The organism is Cupriavidus sp. SS-3, from assembly GCF_035818815.1.
GTDB lineage: Bacteria > Pseudomonadota > Gammaproteobacteria > Burkholderiales > Burkholderiaceae > Cupriavidus > Cupriavidus taiwanensis_C.
The window spans coordinates 135,893-154,882 of sequence record NZ_JAYLVT010000019.1; the positions used below are offsets into that span (position 1 = coordinate 135,893).

Annotated in this window: 10 protein-coding genes and 1 pseudogene; 2 read left to right on the top strand and 9 right to left on the bottom strand. The window is 68.2% G+C overall.

Going from position 1 to position 18,990, the window contains the following annotated elements:
• Positions 1-74: 74 nt before the first annotated feature.
• Positions 75-986 carry a LysR family transcriptional regulator gene (locus tag U9J39_RS24160; protein ID WP_116314092.1) on the top strand — a complete coding sequence of 304 codons (912 nt, stop codon included), beginning with the start codon at positions 75-77 and terminating at the stop codon, positions 984-986.
• Positions 987-1,011: 25 nt separating this feature from the next.
• Here the strand turns inward: U9J39_RS24160 and U9J39_RS24165 are convergent, their stop codons facing one another.
• The 9 genes and pseudogenes from U9J39_RS24165 to U9J39_RS24205 form a co-directional block, all read right to left on the bottom strand.
• Entirely contained in the window at positions 1,012-4,320 is a 3,309-nt protein-coding gene (locus tag U9J39_RS24165) for a hybrid sensor histidine kinase/response regulator (protein ID WP_326348277.1), read from the bottom strand.
• Positions 4,321-4,373: 53 nt separating this feature from the next.
• Entirely contained in the window at positions 4,374-5,075 is a 702-nt protein-coding gene (locus tag U9J39_RS24170; RefSeq protein ID WP_326348278.1) for a response regulator transcription factor, read from the bottom strand.
• 196 nt (positions 5,076-5,271) lie between these two features.
• On the bottom strand, positions 5,272-5,916 hold the full coding sequence (locus U9J39_RS24175) for a response regulator transcription factor (protein WP_062803507.1): 645 nt from the start codon (positions 5,914-5,916) through the stop codon (positions 5,272-5,274).
• Between the two features lie 133 nt (positions 5,917-6,049).
• The gene (locus tag U9J39_RS24180) at positions 6,050-9,454 is read right to left on the bottom strand and encodes an ATP-binding protein (RefSeq protein ID WP_326348279.1); all 3,405 of its coding nucleotides are present in this window, start codon (positions 9,452-9,454) and stop codon (positions 6,050-6,052) included.
• A gap of 172 nt (positions 9,455-9,626) precedes the next feature.
• Positions 9,627-12,212, bottom strand: a complete 2,586-nt coding sequence (locus U9J39_RS24185) for a fimbria/pilus outer membrane usher protein (RefSeq protein ID WP_326348280.1) — start codon at positions 12,210-12,212, stop codon at positions 9,627-9,629.
• 145 nt (positions 12,213-12,357) lie between these two features.
• Positions 12,358-13,116, bottom strand: a complete 759-nt coding sequence (locus U9J39_RS24190) for a fimbria/pilus periplasmic chaperone (RefSeq protein WP_115713750.1) — start codon at positions 13,114-13,116, stop codon at positions 12,358-12,360.
• 135 nt (positions 13,117-13,251) lie between these two features.
• Entirely contained in the window at positions 13,252-13,800 is a 549-nt protein-coding gene (locus tag U9J39_RS24195) for a fimbrial protein (protein ID WP_115713751.1), read from the bottom strand.
• Positions 13,801-14,095: 295 nt separating this feature from the next.
• Positions 14,096-15,504: pseudogene (locus tag U9J39_RS24200) on the bottom strand (HAMP domain-containing sensor histidine kinase).
• Positions 15,501-16,220 carry a response regulator transcription factor gene (locus U9J39_RS24205; protein WP_326348281.1) on the bottom strand — a complete coding sequence of 240 codons (720 nt, stop codon included), beginning with the start codon at positions 16,218-16,220 and terminating at the stop codon, positions 15,501-15,503. Before U9J39_RS24205 ends, U9J39_RS24200 begins: the two are co-directional and overlap by 4 nt.
• 245 nt (positions 16,221-16,465) lie before the next feature.
• On the opposite strand from U9J39_RS24205, the gene U9J39_RS24210 reads away from it, so the two are divergent.
• A complete protein-coding gene (locus U9J39_RS24210) occupies positions 16,466-18,454 on the top strand; it encodes a ligand-gated channel protein (RefSeq protein WP_442784924.1) in 1,989 nt (662 codons plus the stop codon).
• Positions 18,455-18,990 lie beyond the last annotated feature (536 nt).

Consider the following 18,990-nt stretch of genomic DNA (forward strand, 5'->3'; position numbering starts at 1 on the left):
GAGTCTATGCCAGGCCACGATCCCGTGGCGCAGGCGCGCCGATGATCGACTTAAGTAAAACTTATAGGGTAGAGATGGAGACAGCCGCCGATTCAGGCATCAGCGCCCGCCAGGTCGAGGTGTTCCGCATGGTCATGCGCCTGGGCTCGGCGCGGCGCGCCGCAGAAGCCTTGCATATCAGCCAGCCCGCCGTGACGCAGATCGTGCTGCAGCTTGAAAAGGCCGCGCGGCTGAGGCTGTTCGACCGCAGCAAGGGGCGCATGGTGCCGACACCCGAGGCGGCATCCTTGATGGATGAAGTCGAACGCGTCTATGTCGGCCTCGACGCCGTGCAACGCCGGATCGATCAATTGCGCGCGCATGAGGATACGGTGCTGCGCGTGGGGGTGTTGCACGCCATGGCGTCCAGCGTGATGCCGGCGGCGGTGGCGGACTTCGTCCATAGCTATCCGCGCGTTCGTTGCCAGCTTGAGGTCGACAGCTCCCGCGGCCTGCGCGAGCGCTTGCTGCAGCGCGAACTCGATATCGCCTTCATGGGCGACGAAGCGGACACCAGCGGCCTGACCGCTTCCGAGTTCTACGCGGTGCAGGCCGTCTGCGTCGCGCCGGCAACGCATCCGTTCGCCGCGCGCGCGAAAGTGGGAATCGAAGACCTGGTCGACGTGCCGCTGATCGGCCTGGACGCCGCCGATCCCGCGCAACGCCGGCTGCAGGCGTGCTTTGCCGAACTTGGCATCGCGCCGCGCTTCGTGGCGACGACCCCGTACAGCCATACGCAATGCTCGCTGGCCCTGGCCGGTGCCGGCCTGGCGATCACCAATCCCCTCGTCGCCCGTACCTATGTGGCGCTCGGGCTGCGCAGCGTACCCCTGAGCGCGCCGATTCGATTCCGCGCCATCCTGGCCTTCCATCCGGGCCTGGGACAATCGACTGCTGCACAGCAGTTTGTCAGCCTGTGCCGCCAGCGCCTGGCCGATCTGCAGTGATGCACGCACGGCCGCCGCGTCTTTGTCAGGCGGCGTGGCTGCCGCACTGCGCCTCCAGTCGCTCCGCCAGCTGCTCCAGTTCGGCGTGGATGGCTTGCCAGTCGGCGCCGACGGCGCCCAGCCCGGCGCGCCGCACGGTCTGTTCCAGCCAGCGGCAGGCCTGGCTCTGCACCGGATGGCCCATCACCGACAGTGCGCCGGCCAGCCCATGCAGGCGCTGGGCGAAGGTGTCGGCATCGCCGGCGCGCAGCGCTTCGGCCAGCGCGCGCTGGTCGCTGCGCAGCGCATCCGCATGCAGCACGGCGCCGCCGGCTTGCAGGTCGGGCACCGTGCGTGCGGACACGCGGGTGCCGGAAATCTCTTCGAGCAGCTCGCGCAGCGTCGCCAGGCCGACCGGCTTGGTCAGGCAGCGGTCGATGCCGGCGTGCCGGCAGCGCTCGGCCACATCGGGTCCCACGCTCGCCGTGATGGCGACGATGGGCATGGCATGTCCCGCCTCGCGCAGGCGCCGCGCCAGCGTGAAGCCGTCCATGCCCGGCATCTGCAGGTCGGTCAGGATCAGGTCGTAGTGCCGGCCCGACGCCAGCGACAGCGCTTCGGGACCGTCGTGGGCCAGGTCGACCGATTGGCCCAGGCTTTCCAGCTGCTCGCGCATGACCACCTGGTTGATGGGATGGTCCTCCACCAGCAGCAGGGCCAGCTGCGCAGCGGGCGCCTCGGCACGCGCCGGCGCGCTGGCGGGCCCCTCGTCCACCTCCGCACCCGCCGCGGCCGCGATGGCCGCGACCAGGCCCTGCCAGGCATAAGGCGAGGCCACCACCGGGGTCTGGGTCAGGTCCGGCGCGATCGGTGCCAGCGCGGAAATCACCACATCGGCATCGGGGCAGGCCGACAGCGCCTCTTCGTCGCAGACCAGCACGTCGACCGGCGTCACCGGCGGCGCGCCGGGATCGTACCGGACCGCGCGTGCGCCGTAGTACCGCAGCAGCTGCTCGACGCCCTGGTAGAGCTCCTGCAAGGTCACGTTCAGGCCGACGGTCAAGCCGCGCAGCCCGGCCTGCAGCCAGGGCTCCGCGGGCGCCGGAATGCCGGCGCTCGCCAGCGGCAGGCTGACGATGAAGCAGCTGCCCAGGCCCGGCTCGCTGACCACGCGGATCTCGCCGCGCATCAGCTCGACCAGCCGCCTGCAGATCGACAAGCCTAGCCCCGTGCCGCCGTAGTGGCGCGTATCGGGCTGCTCGGCCTGCACGAACGGCTCGAACAGGCGGCGCTGGTCGTGCGCCGCAATGCCGATGCCAGTATCGACCACACGGATTTCGACGCCTTCGGCGCCGCCGCCCTGCGCAAGCCGCATGCGCCTGGCCGTGACGATCACCTTGCCCTGTTCGGTGAACTTGACCGCGTTGCTGACCAGGTTGTTCAGGATCTGTTCCAGCTTGACCACGTCGGCCATCACCGGCTCGGACAGCGACGGATCGTTGATGCACAGCAGGCGCAGGTGCTTGCGCGCGGCTTCGGCGGCAAAGCCCCGGGTCACTTCCTCGACCACCTCGTCGAGCCGGCACGGCCGCGGCTGCAGCGACATTTGCCCGGCCTCGATCTTGCTGAAGTCGAGCACGTCGTTGATGATGTCGATCAGCGATTGCGAGGCGTGCTGCATCACGGCAAGCTGGTCGCGCTGGCGAGGCTCGAGCCGGGTCAGGCTCAGCAGTTCGATGCTGCCCAGCATGCCGTTGAGGGGGGTGCGGATTTCGTGGCTCATGGTTGCCAGGAACGCGGACTTGGCCCGGTTGGCGGCATCCGCCGCGCGGATGGCCTCTCGCAGGCGCGCCTCGCCGCGCCGCACCTCGGTGACGTCGTTGAGCGCGCACAGCAGCGCCGAGCGCACCTCGTAGGTGATCTGCACCAAGCGGACCTCCAGATAGCGCGTCTCGCCATTGCTGCAGGCCATGTCGACGTCGAAGCAAGGCAGCACCTGCGGCGGGCCCTCGGCACTGGCATCGCAGCTCGCCAGGCGCGCTTCGCAGGCGCCCTGCAGTTGCGCCAGGCCGGCAGGCGTGGCCTGGTCGATGAGCACCTGGGCCGCGGCATTGGCCAACAGCACCTGGCGCGTGTTGCGTTCGACGATCATCAGGCCCACGCCCGCCACCTCGATCACGAAGCGACCCAGCGCATCGCTCTCCTGCAAGCGCCGGGACTGGCGCTGCGCCGGCCGCATGATGCGCCGGTCGATCAGCCAGATCCACGCGAAGATCAGAAGCGACAGCGAACCGGTCAGCCCGACCATCCACAGCGTGTTCTCCCGGAACTGCCGCCACACGCGGCCAAGATCGACCACGCTCACGGTGCGCCAGCCCCAGGCGTCGAGCGGATAGTCCAGCACCACCACGTGCCGCAGCAGCTCGTACCGCACCAGCGATGAACGCACCGTGCCCGGCCGCGCGCCGCCGGCCGCCAGCGCCGCGGCGACGGGCGCCGCGAGCGGGCCGGCCGGCATGCCGTCGGCGCCCAGCACCATGCCGGCATCGGTCAGCAGCATGAAGTCGCCATCCTCGGCCGGGTCGTCGGGGAGCATCGGGGACAGCGGGAACTCCATCGCCAGCACCGCGGCCGGCTCGCCGCCGTCCTGCACCAGCGTGGCAAAGGTGACCGTGCGGATGCCGCTGATCCAGTCCTGCGCCGGCGGCAGCATCACCGCCTGGCCCGGACGGGCACGCAGGCGCGCCAGCAGCGCATCGTTGCGCAGCCGCTGCAGGGTGTCGCGCAGGAAGACCTGGCGCGCGTCGTCGCGCTGCAGCAGCATGCGCGCCGGATTCAGCCGGCGCGGAATGACGTACAGCTGGTCGGCGTGCAGGTCGATCAGGTAAGCGCTCTGCACATCGCGGTATTGCAGGTTGTTGACGCGGAAGGTGAACGTCATGACGTGAGCCAGGTCCTTCAGCCGCTTGCCAGGCTGACTGGCGGTCGCGGGCGGCACCAGCAACGCGATGTAGGGCCGGTCGCCGCGGCGCTGCAGGCGCTCGGACCATTGCGCGTCGCTGACCGCCGCGACATCGTCGGCGAGGCCGATATCGGACAGCCGCGCCAGCGATCCCTGCGCGCGCACGGTCAGCGCCTCGGCAAGGTGCAGCGTGGACTGCAGCTGTTCGGACTGCGCGTGCAGCACCATGCCCTGCCGGTCGATCGCCTCGCGCAGGCGGTAATGGAGCAGCACGCCCCAGGACAATACGGTCAGGCCCACCACGCAGGCCGAGAACAGATAGACCAGATAGCGGATCTGGCGAATGCTCAACGGCAATGCGGCGCTGGTGTCGGCCGGCATCAGCCTTTTCATTGCTTACCTCGTAATCACGTCGACCGGCCCGGGCGCTTGCTGCGCCGGGCTTCTCACAACATGCCGCGCTGGATGGCGAAGGCGGCGAGCTCGACATCGTTGTCGGCACCGACCTTGCGCATGACGCTCTGCTTCTGCGTACTGATGGTCTTGACGGTGCGCCCGGTCCGGACCGCGATTTCGGTCACGGACAGGCCTGACAGATAGAGCCGCAGCACTTCGCTTTCGCGGGTAGTGAGCAGTTCGGCCCAGTCGTCGAAGTCGCCGAGGCCGCGGCAGCGCCGGCCCCAGATCAGGTCACAGGCGATGTCCGACACCGAAGCCAGATCCAGGTGTGCCATCCGCACCGCCTTCACGACCTCGTCGGCGTGGTCGCGGGCGGTCACGACATTGCGGCAGCCATCCTTGATCAGTTGCAGCACGCCGGCGCGGTCCGCGATATTGGCAATGGCGACCACGCGTTGCCGGCCCAGCGCGGCCAGCCGCGCACCCAGGCGGGCGTAGCTGCCGCAACGCGCATCGTTGCCGGTGCCGAGCGGGAACCGCAGCGCCACCACATCGCAGACGCCATGCCCCAGCGCCTGCACCAGGCCGCGCTCGTCGCCGACCATGCCTGACACCTCGATGCAGGCGCTGGCCGCGAGCCGCCGGCCCAACAGCCGCCGCGCCACAGGTTGCGAGTCCGCGACGATCACCCGGATTTTTTCCATGACCGCTTTACGCTCCAGCGTTGTCCCGGTCTCAGGATGGGCCATGCGCCTGGCTTTCGAAATCAGCCAAGCCTGAAATGTCCGCGGTATTTTCTGATCAGCTGCTGCCGAGGGGCCGCGCGGCCGAGCGCAGGCCGGCAATAACGCGAGTCAGCGCCCGCGCGCAAATCGGCAGTGAAAAAGAGAAAGGGAGGAAGAGAGAAAGAAGGGAAGCCTGACCTGGGTGTTCACGCGGCTGCGATTATCCCGCGCCGCCAAGCAGGCCGTTGGTGCGGGCATATTCGTAAAGCTCATAATCGTTTGCCAGACCCAGCTTTTTCATGGCAATGCTTTTTTGCGCGCTGATGGTCTTGCTGCTGCGATTGGCCTGACGCGCAATCTCGATGACCGGCACGCCGGCCGCGCATTGGCGGATCACTTCGAGTTCCCGGCGCGTCAGGATCGGCCGACGCGACAGTTCATCGAGCCCGCCCGAGGCGAGAATGGCGCGCACCGAGGCCGGCTGGTAGCTCAGTCCGCTGAACGCGGCGCGCACCGCGGGAATCAGTTCCTGGACCGGATCGGTCTTGTTGAGGATCACCGAAATGCCGACCTTCTGGATATTGCGGATCAGCGCCGGATTATCGAGCATGGTCATCACCACGATGCGCGTGGTGGGATAGCGGCGCCGCAACATCTGCAGCATCGGCAGGCCGTCGCCAAACTGCCCGCCGGGCATGGAGTAATCGGTGACGATGACGTCGCAGTCGGTGCTTTCGAGCAACGCCACCAGTTGCGTCGAATTGGTGGCGCTGCCCACGACCTGCATGCCCACTTCAAGCGCCAGCACACGACTCATGCCGTCCAGGACGACGGGGTGGTCATCGGCGATGATTATCTTGATCATTGTTACCCCCTGATTATTCGGTTCCGTGGCCACGCAGCGGTGGCCCGCGGAACTGAGCCGGTATTGCAATACCGGTCATCTTGGCTGACTTGAATATTAGGAGTTCTCCGAAAAACCCGAATTAAGGCATTCCTTAAATAGTACTCCGCCAATCGCCAGGATGGCCGTTCCGGCTGCCGCTGTTGCTGCCGCCGTTGCTACCGTTCTGGCTGCCCTTCTGTTCGCTTGCCGGATCGTCGGACCCCTCGAAGTACGCTGCAAGATACAAGGCCAGGTTGTCGACATGGGCCTGCACGGCCTGCTGCGCCTGCGCCACATCCAGTTCCAGTTCCCGGCACAACGCGACGATCTCTTCGCCGTCCTCGGCCAGCGCCATGGCGCCGCGCATGCGGTGGGCGTGGTGGCGGAGCGCCTTCCATTCCCCGCGGCGCGCGGCGGCGGACAGCGCCGCGAAATCTTCGCGCATGGTATGCGCCAGCAGCGCCAGGCTGGCGGCGCTGTCAGGGATTCGTGGCAAGCCGGCTTCGTCGTCGGCGGGTCGCATCGGTGCGGCGGCATGCTCGGGCAGCACCGCTCGCAGGCACTCGGCCAGGGGACCGAGCAAGACGGGCTTGGACAGGTAACGGGCCATGCCGGCTTCCAGGCAGCGCTCCGCCTCGCCCTGCGCGATGCTTGCGGTCAGCCCGACGATCGGCACGGTCGACCCTTGCGCGCGCAGCCTGCGGCAAAGTTCGTTGCCGTCCATGCCCGGCATGTGGACGTCGGTGAGCACCAGGTCGAACTTGCGCTGCTGCCACAGCGCCAGCGCTTCCTCGCCACCGCTCGCCAGCGTGGCGCAGCAGCCCAGGCGGTCGAGCTGCTGCTGCATCAGCAGCCGGTTGTAGGGATGGTCGTCCACCACCAGGATCTCCATGCCCAGCTGCGGCACGGGCTCGGCGGCCGTCGCCGCTGGCGGTGCGCTCGCCGGCGTCATGCCGGCGGCCAGGCACAGTGCGCGCAGGATGCCGGCCTGGTGGTAGGCGCTGACGAGCCAGCTGCCGCCGACGAGCTGTGGTTCGACCGGGCCATCGGCACGTCCGAACACCACGCCGGCATAGCCTTGCGGAATCGCCGCGATACGACGGGTGGCGACGAAAAGCACCATGCCGGGTTGCGGCGCCGGCCCGTCGCAGGCGGTCGCCGCGCACCCCGTCGCGCGCAGGGTCTCGATGGCATGGTTGCGGATCTCGTCGTCCTCGGTCAGCACGGCCACCGGCGGCAGCACCGGCTCCAGCGCCGTGCGCGGCCCCGCTTGCGGCAGCCGCAGCAAGACCCGGAACACGCTGCCCTTGCCGGGCTCGCTGTGCACGGAAACGCTGCCATCCATCAGCGCGGCCAGCCGCCGGCAGATCGACAAGCCCAGGCCCGTGCCGCCATAGCGCCTGGCGGTGGACGGGTCGGCCTGCACGAACGGCTCGAACAGTTTCTCCTGAACCTCGGGCGCGATGCCCGGCCCGGTATCCGCGACCTCGAGTTGGATCGTGATCCTGCCAGCGGCATCGGCGGTCTCCGGCACGGCGGCCACCTCGCCTTGAGGCGCTCGTCCCAGGCGTACGATGACATGGCCTGTGGCGGTGAACTTCAGCGCATTGCCGATCAGGTTGCCGATGATCTGGCGCACGCGCACGGGGTCGCCGGCCAGGCACGGCAGGCCCGGCTCCGGATAGCACGACAGCGCAATCCCCTTTTGCAGTGCGATCGGCGCGTGCGCCCGCACCGTCGATTCGAGCAGGTCGACCGGGTCGAACGGCACGCTGTCCAGCTGCATCTGGCCCGCTTCCGCGCGCGAGTAATCAAGCAGGTCGTCCAGGATCTGCAGCAGCACCTGCGACGAAGACTGGATGGTCGACAGCATCTCGCGCTGGCTATGCGCAAGGCTGGTCAGCGACAGCAGTTCCAGCGTGCCCAGCATGCCGTACAACGGCGTGCGGATCTCATGGCTCATGGTGGCAAGGAAGCGCAGCTTGGCGGCGCTGGCCTCGTCCGCAAGCTGGCGGGCGCGGGCCAGCTTGCGATTCGCCTCGCGTTCTTCCGTGACATCATGGATCGCGCACAGCAACACGTCCTCCCCTTCGAAGCGGGTACGGCGGCCGACCACCAGCACGTCGCGTGCACCGCCGGCGCCCGCCGGTACCCGCACCTCGAGCCGCACGGGGGTTTCGCCGCGCCGCGCCAGGATGGCGTCGAGCCAGGGCCGGCCTTGCGTGCGCGCATCGAGCGGCAGCCATTGCGCGGCCAGCGCGTTCTCGGCGCGCACATGCGCATCGGCGGTGCGCACCACCCGCAGGCCTACCGGCGCGGCCTGCATCACGGTGCGGTTGAAGCGCTCGCTGTCTTCAATGCGCTCGGCGTTGCGCTGCATCGGCACCAGCACCCGGCGCCGGACCATGCGCGCGCCTTGCAGCACCGCGGCGACGCCGAGCCCATAGAGCAGCAGCGCCACGCCCAGCGCCAGCCCGTGGTCGGCCAGGCCTCGCGACAGCGGATAGGCATAGGCCGCGCGCCAGCCGTGGTCGCGCGCCATGCTGCCGATCATCAGGCTGCCTTGCTCGAACCAGTAGGCCACGCCCTGCTCGCCGGCGGCCAGCTCGCGCGCGACGCGGTCGCCCATGGCCTGCGTGTGCAGCCAGCCGGCATCGCGGCCCTGGAACAGCAGCTTGCCGCGCTCATCGAAGAACACGGCGCGCTTGCCCGATACCTGCTGCACCGCTTGGGTGGCCCCCGGCAGGCTGACATCGCCCATCAGGGCGCGGATCGGAATGGCGGTCGCGGTATAGCCGAGCAGCGTTCCGGTGGCGTTGCGAACGGGCAGGAAGCAGCTCAGCATGGTTTCCTGCCCGATCAGGCCCGGATAAGGACCGGCCCACAGCGGCGTGCCCGCCGGAGTCGAGGCCCGCGCCTCGCGCGACCGGCGCGCCAGCGCCTTGGCCCAGTTGCTGACGGCATCGGCAACCAGTGGCCCGCTCAGCGGCAGCGCCGCCGGCAGCGCGGGGGTCACCAGCGCCTCGCTGCCGTCAGCCATCAGAAACACCGAGCGCACGCCTTGCGACGCCGTGCCCCAGTACGCGCGCTCGAAGATGGCAAAGCGGATGATGTGCGACACCGCCGCGGACCGGTCCGCGCCCGGCACCGGCGCCCCGCGCATCAGGGTGGCGGGATTGATCAGTCCGGGCAAGTCGACGGCTCTCGCACTGCCCGCGGGAACCGCCATCAGCGCGGCTTCCAGCTGGGTCGCGGGCCGGTCGCTGCGCACCAGCCGGTACTCGGGCCCTGTGATCTCGGCCATGCGCCGGATAAAGTACTCATGGGTGGCCTTGGCGGCCAGCACCGCGCCAAAGTGCTGGCGCGCGGCCCACGCCTGCTCCCATACGACGCGCTGGAACCGGCTATGCAGAAACAAGGCGAGGCACCCGCTGATGACCACGATCAGCAGGGCGGCAACGACGGTGAGAAGGCGACCGGGAAACTGCTTGTTTGCGCGAGACAGCCAATTGGGCATTGGCGAAACTCCTTCTCAGCAACCTGCCTGACGCGGCTCGGGAACCGGGCCGTCTTCCGGCGCCCGATGGCCGGGGAATTGCCTATGGATTATGCATCAACATCCCGGCTCTTCCTGGCACGCCGCCGTGTCGCGATGGCTGAGGCGCCATGGACGACGTCATGGTCGCGGGTCAGCGCGCCGCCGATGCCACGCAGGCCGCGTCAAGCACTGCCAACGGGTTGGCAAGGCGCGCCGTTTCCGGCGGCAGCGCATAGCGCAGCGCGCAAGAGGATTTCGCATCGCTGCCCCATTTGACCTGCAGTTCGCCGCTGTCCTGCTTCAGCCCGCGCACGATGATGCGCCCGCCCTGGCCGACGGTGCCCGCCGCCTGGCCATGCGCGTCGGTGACCTCGGCCCCGAACGGCAGCGGTGCCCCATCCGGGCCCATGACCCGCAGGATCGCGGCGCGCCCGGGGTTCTCGGTCTCGAACTTCATCTTCACGATGGCGCCCGCGGTGGGTGCGGTGTTCTGCTGCGTAGTCTTCAGCGCCACGCTGAGCGGCAGCCCCTTGGGATCGATCTCGATCTGGTTGCGCGAGAACGGCGTCAGGCTCGGCACGAGGGCGTGGCCCCACGGGTCCACGCGCAGGCCGCTGCCATTGGTCACGCGCGCGCCGGCTGCGTCCGCGGCCTCGATGATGGCCATGGTGTCGCCCGGCATCGGCGTGAACGCCACGCCGCCGGCATAGGCAACGATGCCGCCGCTGATGCCGAAGCCGGCCTGCGAGTAGTTGCGGCCCTTGCTGGCGCTGGCGGTGACGGTGGCAAATGGCGACACATAGCCGGCGTTGGCGCCCACGGTGGCGGTGTCGGTGCTGTTGCCGCCGCCGGTGTAGCCGGCATTGATGCCGTAGGTGAAGGCGTTGTCGTCGCCGAGCGTGCCGGTAACCGATTCCTGCAGCGAGGTGCCGCCACTGGAGTCGTGCGACAGGCTGGTCATCGAATACGGCGCATGCTGGCCGCTGCCCAGCGGGATGCCCACCGTGAGCATCACCCGGTTATCCCATTTGCCGGCGTTGACGTTGAACTGGCGCGATGCCGAGATGCCGTAGTTGATGCGCTTGTAGCTGTTGTTGTGGCCGGCCTGGAACTGGGTGTCGCTGCCGCTGCGGTTCCAGTAGTTCTGCGTGGATCCGGTCAGGTAAAAGGAGCCGTAGCCTTGCGGCAGCATCTGGTTGATGGTCACCTGCAGCCGGCCGCGCTGGATCCCGCCCATGAACATGCCCGCGGCCATGCCGCGCTGTTCCAGGTCGCGCAGCGCCATGGCATCGGACACGCTGAGGTAGCCGCTGCTGGAGTAGCGGTAGGCGGCCAGGGTCAGGTTGGTGTTGGTCGGCGCCACCAGCTTGCTGTAAGACAGCCGCAGGCTCTGGCCGTCGCGGCCGCCCGCGTGCTGCAGCGTGGTCCAGGCTTGCGTGATGTCGGCACCGAAGGCGCCCAGGTCCGTGTTCAGCGCGCCGCCGCCCATCACCGCGGTGTAGTCCTGCGCCACGATAAAGCCGCCGTAGCCCGTCACCATATTGCTGATGCCATGCTGGACCGTGGCCTGCATCATCATCGGCCGGCTGTGGAGCGAGACATTGCGGTATTGCCCCACGGTAATGCTGTAGCGCGTGATGCCCGGGCGCAGCGCATTGACGGCCGCGGCAAAGGGGAGGCGCGAGATGCGCACGTTGCCGTCGGCTTCGGTGATCACCAGTTCGAGGTCGCCCCCATATCCGGTCGGATACAGGTCGGTAATCTCGAACGCACCGGGCGCGACCGTGGTTTCGTAAATGATGTTGCCGCTCTGGCGCACCTGCACCCGGGCATTGCTGTTGGCAATGCCGCGCACGACCGGCGCGTAGCCGCGTTGCGATTCCGGGTACATGCGGTCGTCGCTGGCAATCTGCACGCCGCGAAAGCCGAAGCTGTCGAACAGGGCCCCGTCGGTATAGGCCTCGCCGATCACCAGCTGGCTGCGGATCGGCGCCAGTGAGCGCTGCAGGCTGGTCTGCACGCTCTGGTAGCGGCTGCCCTCGAAATCGCCATGAGTCAGGTTGCCGACATGGCGGAAGCGCCAGCCGCCGAAATTGAAGCCGGCGTTCAGCCCGACGTAGCTCTGCGTGGTCGAGAACCCGGCCGCATCCGAGTGGTAGACGTTGGCGTTGTACTGCAGCCGCGCCGCGGTGACGCCCTCGTCCCAGTACTTGGGATCGACATAGCCGCGCGCCGTGCGCGACATGGCAATCTGCGGCACGGACACGTCCAGCCGCTGCTCGCCGTTGTCGAAGCTGGCGGTGGCATCGGGCACCAGCTCGGGCAGCGCCACGCAGCCCGCCACCAGTTTTGCCGAGGCCTCGGGCGAGAGTTTCGACAGGTCGATGCCGATGCGCTCGACCGCGGTGCGGTCGAAGCAGGGCTGCACGTTGCGCGTATCGTCGCCGACCTGTCGCAGCGTCGCCTCGGTCCGGCCCAGCCAGGCATCGTTCACGTAGAGCTCTGCGCGATAGCTTCCTGGCAAGGCCACGTTGCCCTTGTTGAAGCGGCTCACGTCGATGCGGACGCCGCCCGGCTGCTGCAGGAAGGTGTCGTTGAACTCCACTTCGGCGAGCATGGTCGAAGCGCCGGGGCCGCCGGCCGCTCCCCATGCATTCACGCTGGCAAACAAGGACAACACCACCGCGCTGGCCGGACGCAGCCGCGACGGGAACGACGAGGTCTTCTGGGTTTTCATGGTCTATGCCGGATAACTGGCACTGCGCGGGCAACACTTGCCCCTGCCGCCTGCGCGGCATCGTCAATCGAAGGCATTCAGCCTGGAGGTTCGCCGGGCGGCGCCCGGCGCTAGGTCAGCGCGAAATTCAGTGCGAAGTTCAGCGCTAAAGGGCCGGGGCGGTGCGGCTGTCGAGCGCGGCTTCGCCGCGGGCGGAGCCGCCGTAGTCATTGATGGTGTTGAAGCGGACCGTGGCGTCCGGGCCTTGCGCCACCTCGCCGGTCAGCGGAAAGCTCTTGGTTTCGCCCGGCCCGATCATGCCGCCTTCTTCAAAGCGGGCGGTCCTGCCGCCGCCGACCAGTTCGATCCGGGAGAAGGAAACGTGATACGCGCTCGGGTTGCGGCCTTCCAGGGCAGGCTTGCCGCCGGCCTGGACCACGCGCCAGCGGATCATGGCCGGGGCTTCCTCGGCCGTTCCTTTCAGGCCGGCAGGACGAAAGAACAGCTTGATGCGTGAACGGAACGCCAGTTGCAGCTTGTTGGCATCGGCCTGGTCCGCGCCCGGCTTGGGGGGGATCTCCAGCACATTGAGCCAGAACACGGATTCGCGGTCCTGCGCCAGCGGCTCGCCGGTGTAGAGGATGCGCAGCGTCTGGCCCTTGCCGGGGTCGATGCGCGACACCGGCGGCGTCACGGTGAACGGCACCTCGATGGCGGCGGGCGCGGCCTTGGGATCGCCCTTGTCGATCCACGCCTGCGTCAATGCGGGTGTCTTGCCTTCGTTGGTCAGCTTGATGGTGGTCTCGCTCTCCTGCGCGCGATAGATGACCCGGGTGCCGGCGATGACCACGGAGGCCTGCGCTTGCACTGCACTCAGGAGCCCCAGCGCAACAACGCCGGCGGAAATCAGGGACTTGATCGTCATGTTCTTGCTGGCAGCGGGCGACGGCTCGGGTGAACCGGCTGCCGGATGGGCCGCCAAAATGGTTTACCGGCGCGACGTCAGTTGGTGAAGGCGCGGAGCGCGCCGGTATCACGCTCCGCACCTGCGGCGCTGGGTTTACTCGTAGGAGATCGAGTACATCACGCTGGAGTTGGCGGCACCGGCCGTGGCCTGCCCAGTGGCGTAGTACTGCGCGTAGTACCACAGCGTGGCCGCGCCGTTGACGAGCGCCACCGCGTTCGAGTTTTGCGACAGATTGGTGTAGCCGGCCTTGATCGGAGTGTTGGCGGTGCCGCCATTCAGCAGCCGGATCTGCACGTTCGTGGCGCCGCCCGCATCCACGATCAGGTTGCCGGTGGTGGCATCGGTAGTCGGGCCGGCCTCGAAGAACGTATGGACGTTGCCGGTATCCGGAGTGCAATCGGTCAGCGCGATGTTGAACGGCGTCTGGCCGGCAACGTCGCCGAGCTGCTTCAGGGTCGAGGCGGAGACCGTCGGCAGCCGCACAGTAAAGTCGCTGAAGGTGGTGCCGTTGCCGTTGATCTTGCAGGTCTGGGCGGTGATGTTGCCATTGAAAGTAATGGTGCCATCGACGGCATGGGCAGACTGCGCGCCCATGGCGGTACCGGCAACGATCAGAGCGGCGAGAAGCTTGTTATTGGTCATGATGGGTGATTCAGAGGTTGGTAGGTCAATGGCTTGCGGATCCGGCGGATCCCGCCCTGCCCCGTGCCGCGTGCAACTGCCGATCAGCTTGTGCAGTGGCCGGCCGCCCCGGGGACAAGTGGAATATAGGGATGGGGCTTAATGCCACCAATCAGGCAAGCCTTAGATCTTGTTCGGAATTTTCCCTTTGACATGGGCAGGGTCAACCCATGATGCGTCGGCACCACCAGCGGCTGGCGTGGCGGCCAGCCAGCTCCCTGCAGGCCGCCCTGTTGCAGGGCCGGCGCCGCGCGCGTCAGGCCAGGCGCGGCAGGTGCACCGATACCGCCAGTCCGCGCGGCTGCGCATTGCGCGCGGATACCGTGCCGCCATGCGCGGCGATACCCGCCTGCGCGATACTGAGCCCGAGCCCTGCGCCGGCCGGATGGCCCGGGCCGCTGCGCACGCGATAGAACGGTTCGAACAGGCTTGCCAGCGCATCGGCCGGCACGCCGGGACCACCATCGAGATGTCGAGCCGGATCGCGTCCGCGTCAGCCCGCAGCGTCACGCTCACCGGCGCGGCCGGATCGGTGTACCGGATGGCATTGCGCAGGATATTCTCGATCGCGCTGCCCAGCGCCGCGGCATCGGCATCGAAGACCAGCTCGTCCGGCGCGGTCCAGTGGATCGCCACACCCCGGGCCGCGGCCTCGAAGCGGGCATCGGCGACGATCACGTCGACCAGATCGGCGAGGTCGACGGGGCTGCGCACCGGCGCCATCGCATGCAGCCGCGCCAGCTGCAGCGTGCGTTCGACCAGGGCATCGAGCCGCTCGGTCTCGCGCTCGATGCGATCGAACTGCAGCGCGAGCGTGGCATCGCGGCGGCGCGCCAGCTCCAGCGACAGGCGCAGCCGCCCCAGCGGCGAGCGCAGCTCATGCGCAATATTGCGCAGCAGCTGCTCGCGCCAGTCCACCAGGCGCTGCAGCTGATCGGCCATGGCGTCGAAATCTCGCGCGAGCTGGCCAAGCTCGTCGGCGCGGCGGGCCAGCACCGGCGGCGTGCGCGTGGCCAGCTCGCCGTCGGCGAGCGCCTGCGTGGCTTCGCGCAGGCGCCGCACCGGGCCGGCCACGTGCCGCGTCAGGGCCCAGCACAGCGGCGCCGACACCGCCAGCGCGAACAGGCCCAGCGCCAGCGCCACCGGCGACAGGTGCAGCACCTCCCAGCGCGACGAGTCGAACGGCAGGAACAGCAGCAGTACCTCGCTGCCGTCCGGCAGCGCGATCGGTTGCGGGTCCCACCACGACACGCGCGCGCCGGGCCGCGGCACGTGCTCGACCGGATGGCCGATCATGCCCGCGCGCCACATCGGCACGATGCGGTCGGCCACATGGTTACGCAGCCGCGTCGGCAGTTGCCGGCCCAGCATGTCCCGCAGCGCGTCGTCGACGATATAGACGTCCAGCGCCGAGTCATGCGAATCCATCGCCCGCAGCCAGCGCCGCAGGCCTGGACGCCCCTGGGTCCGCGCCACCTCGAGCGCGTCTTCGGTGAGCGCGGCGGGGCTCAGGCCGTCAAGCGCCTCGAAGCGGTACCAGGCCACCGCGGCCGTCAGCGCCATGCCAATGCCGACGATCGCGGCCATGCCCAGCCAGAACGCCAGGAAGTTGCGCCAGAACAGCGGCAGCGGGAACAGCGCCCGCATGCGGCGCCAGCCGTTCACGGCGCCTGCACCAGCAGGTAGCCCTGGCCGCGCAGGTTGCGGATCCGCAGCGCCGACGAGGTGGCGTCGAGCGCCAGCTTGCGGCGCAGCGCGCTGACGTGGGTGTCGAGGCTGCGGTCGTAGCGCTCCGGAGCGCGTCCCAGCGCGAAGCGCCCGATTTCTTCACGCGTCACTACCCGGCCGGCCGAGCGCATCAGGATTTCCAGCACGCGCTGCTCGGCGCCGGTCAGCGTGGCCAGCGCCGGTCCGTGCATGGCTTCACCGGAGGCCAGGTTCAGGCGCAGCGCGCCGGCCTCCAGCCACGGGCTGGCGCCGGTGGCCGGCGTGGCGCGCTGGAACCGGCGCAGCACCGCGTGCATGCGCGCGCGCAGTTCGCGCGGGCTGAAGGGCTTGCTCAGGTAGTCGTCGGCACCGAGCTCCAGCCCGAGCACGCGGTCGGTCTCGTCGCCATGCGCGGTAAACATGATCACCGGGCGCTGCGAGCGCGCGCGGTGCAGTCGCAGCAGCTCCAGGCCATTGCCGTCGGGCAGCATCAGGTCCAGCAGCGCGACATCGAAGTCATTGCGGGCCAGCAGGGTCTCGCCCTGCTCGCGGGTGTGCGCCAGCGTGACGGTGCAGTGGTCGGGCTCCAGGTATTCGCGCAGCATCTGCGCCAGTTCCAGGTCGTCGTCGATCAGCAGCACGCGCGCGGGCGGCGTGTGAGAGCACATCAGCATGCAGCTTGCCGGGGCCCTGGCGGGCGAGGAGTAGTCCGCCGGCCTCCGGTTCCGTCAAGAAACGTCAAGAAAACAAAAGCTTTCCAAAGTGACTGGTTAGCAATTTGCATCCCCGATTCTAATATGAGAATGATTGTTATTTACATACAGCGGGGAAAATAATGAAGGACAGGCAGGCCGCCGGAAGCGGGTGGGCATTGAAGGCGGCAGCACGGGCAGTGGTTGGGACGGCAGCATCGGGGGGCATGCCGCGGGGTCAATGGATGACCGGGCTGGCGGCAATATGCGCGGCGTCGGGCATGACCGGGGCGTGGGCCCAGGCGCAGGAGGCCAAGACGGAAGCCACCCTCGCCACCGTGGTGGTGACCGCGGCGGGCAGCGCGCAGGATATCCGCGATGCACCCGCGTCGATCAGCGTGGTCACGCGTTCGGACCTGGAAAACAAGGCTTACCGCGACCTCAACGACGCGTTGGTGGAAGTGCCGGGCGTGATCGTCAGCGGCGGCGGCGACCGCACCGATATCAGCCTGCGCGGCATGGGCGCCAAGTACACCCAGGTGCTGATCGACGGCAAGCGCCAGAGTTCGCGCGAGACCCGCACCAACTCCGACTCGTCCGGCGTCGAGAGCAGCTGGACCCCGCCGCTCGCCGCGATCGAGCGGATCGAGGTGGTGCGCGGCCCGATGTCGTCGCTGTATGGCTCCGATGCCATGGGCGGCGTGGTCAACATCATCACGCGCAAGGTGCCGAAGCAATGGACCGGCGAGCTGCGCGGCGATGCCACGCTGCAGCAGCACAGCGACTCGGGCAACCAGTACCAGGGCAACTTCTACCTGGCCGGCCCGCTCAAGAGCGACCTGCTCGGACTGCAGCTGTACGGCCAGAGCACGCACCGCGTCGAGGACGACATCGATTACGGCTTCCGCGGCCGCCGCGCCGAGAGCCTGACCGCCAAGCTGGCGCTGACACCCACGCGCCAGCACGACATCGTGTTCGAGGCCACCGGCATGCGCCAGCAGCGCAGCGAGACCGTGGGCAAGACCGTGCCGCCGCTGCCGCCCGGCACGCCGTGCCCGCGCACCGGCTGCCCCACCTCGTCCGAGACCGACTACCGCAGCGAGAAGTACGCGTTGTCGCATACCGGCCGCTGGGGCTTTGGCGTCTCCGACAGCTATATCCAGCAAGAGGAGTTCGACAACCGCAGCCGCCGGATGAAAATCAAGAACCTGGATGCGCGCACCAGCTGGGCCATGCCGCTGGGCAACCACATGCTGTCGGTCGGCGCCGAATACCTGAACCAGCGCCTGAACGACCAGACCGGCAACCAGATCGCGGGCGGCCCGAACCGGGTCGAGCGTTACCAGTGGGCCCTGTTTGCCGAGGACGAATGGCGCCTGGCGCAGAGCTTTGCACTGACCGGCGGCGTGCGCATGGACCATGACCAGAACTTCGGCCAACACTACAGCCCGCGCCTGTACGGCGTCTGGCACGCGGCCGAGCGCTGGACCGTGAAGGGCGGCGTGTCCACCGGCTTCCGCGCGCCGGACCTGCGCCAGACCGTCGCCGGTTGGGGGCAGACCAGCCGCGGCGGCAACATGTACGGCAACCCGGACCTGAAGCCCGAGACCATGGTGTCGCAGGAACTGGGCCTGCTCTACGACAAGGGCAACGGCCTGCAGGCCGGCGTGACGCTGTTCAACAATGACTTCAAGGACAAGATCACGCGCGTGGCCTGCCCGCTCACGCAATGCACTGATGGCCCGAACCAGTTCGGCGCCGCCCCGACCACGTACATGAACGTGGACCGCGCCTACTCGCGCGGCGTGGAAGCCAGCCTGCGCTGGCCCATCGCGCAAGCGTGGTCGCTGACCGGCAGCTACACCTACACCCGCTCGGAACAGAAAAGCGGCCAATACCAGGGCCAGCCACTTAACCAGTTGCCGATGCACCTGCTGGTGGCCACGCTGAACTGGCGCCCGTCGGAAAAGCTCAACGCGTGGGCTCGCGTCAACTACCGCGGCAAGGAAAGCCAGCCGATCACCGGGCCGTCGTCCAGCACCGTAGTAGCGCCGTCATACACCTTCGTCGACCTGGGCGCGACCTACGCGGTGACCAAGAACGTGTCGGTGTTCGCCGGCATCTACAACCTGTTCGACAAGCAGGTGAACTACACCGACTACGGCTATGTCGAGGACGGCCGGCGCTACTGGATGAGCGTGGCGGTGAAGTTCTGAAGGATGGGTTTAGGGGTTGTGGCACGGTACGCGTCGCCGCTCGCTTGGCGCTGACATGTCTCGGCCTCCGAGGGGGTTGAAGTCTCGACTTCGTTGAGGCTCCCGCCCTCTCCCCCGCCCCTCTCCCGCAAGCGGGAGAGGGGAGCAAACAAGCGGGAGGGAGACATCCTTTGGTCTCGCCCGCGTCGGCGCCGTGCGAGCGCAGCGACGCACTCCGTGCCAGAGCAGTAGACCTAAGATTGGGAGCGCGCGCAGCGCAGCCGAAGGCGTCCCACCAATAGCGCCCGCAGCAGGCTGCCTACACCCTGTTGGGATCGTTCAATAGTCAGTGATCGTAGGCACCGCCCCTGCCTCACATAGCGTAGCAGGGTCGAACGGGCAACCACGCCCAAACGGAAACCACCACCGCCCGAACCACCCACGCCGTGGAATTCATTGCCAGCCGCTTAGGCGACGCGCTTTTTGGTTACTTATATGAACGCGCCCCGGTTTGCAAGGTAACGCCAACATCAGGCGGGACAGGATTGGCTGCAGAC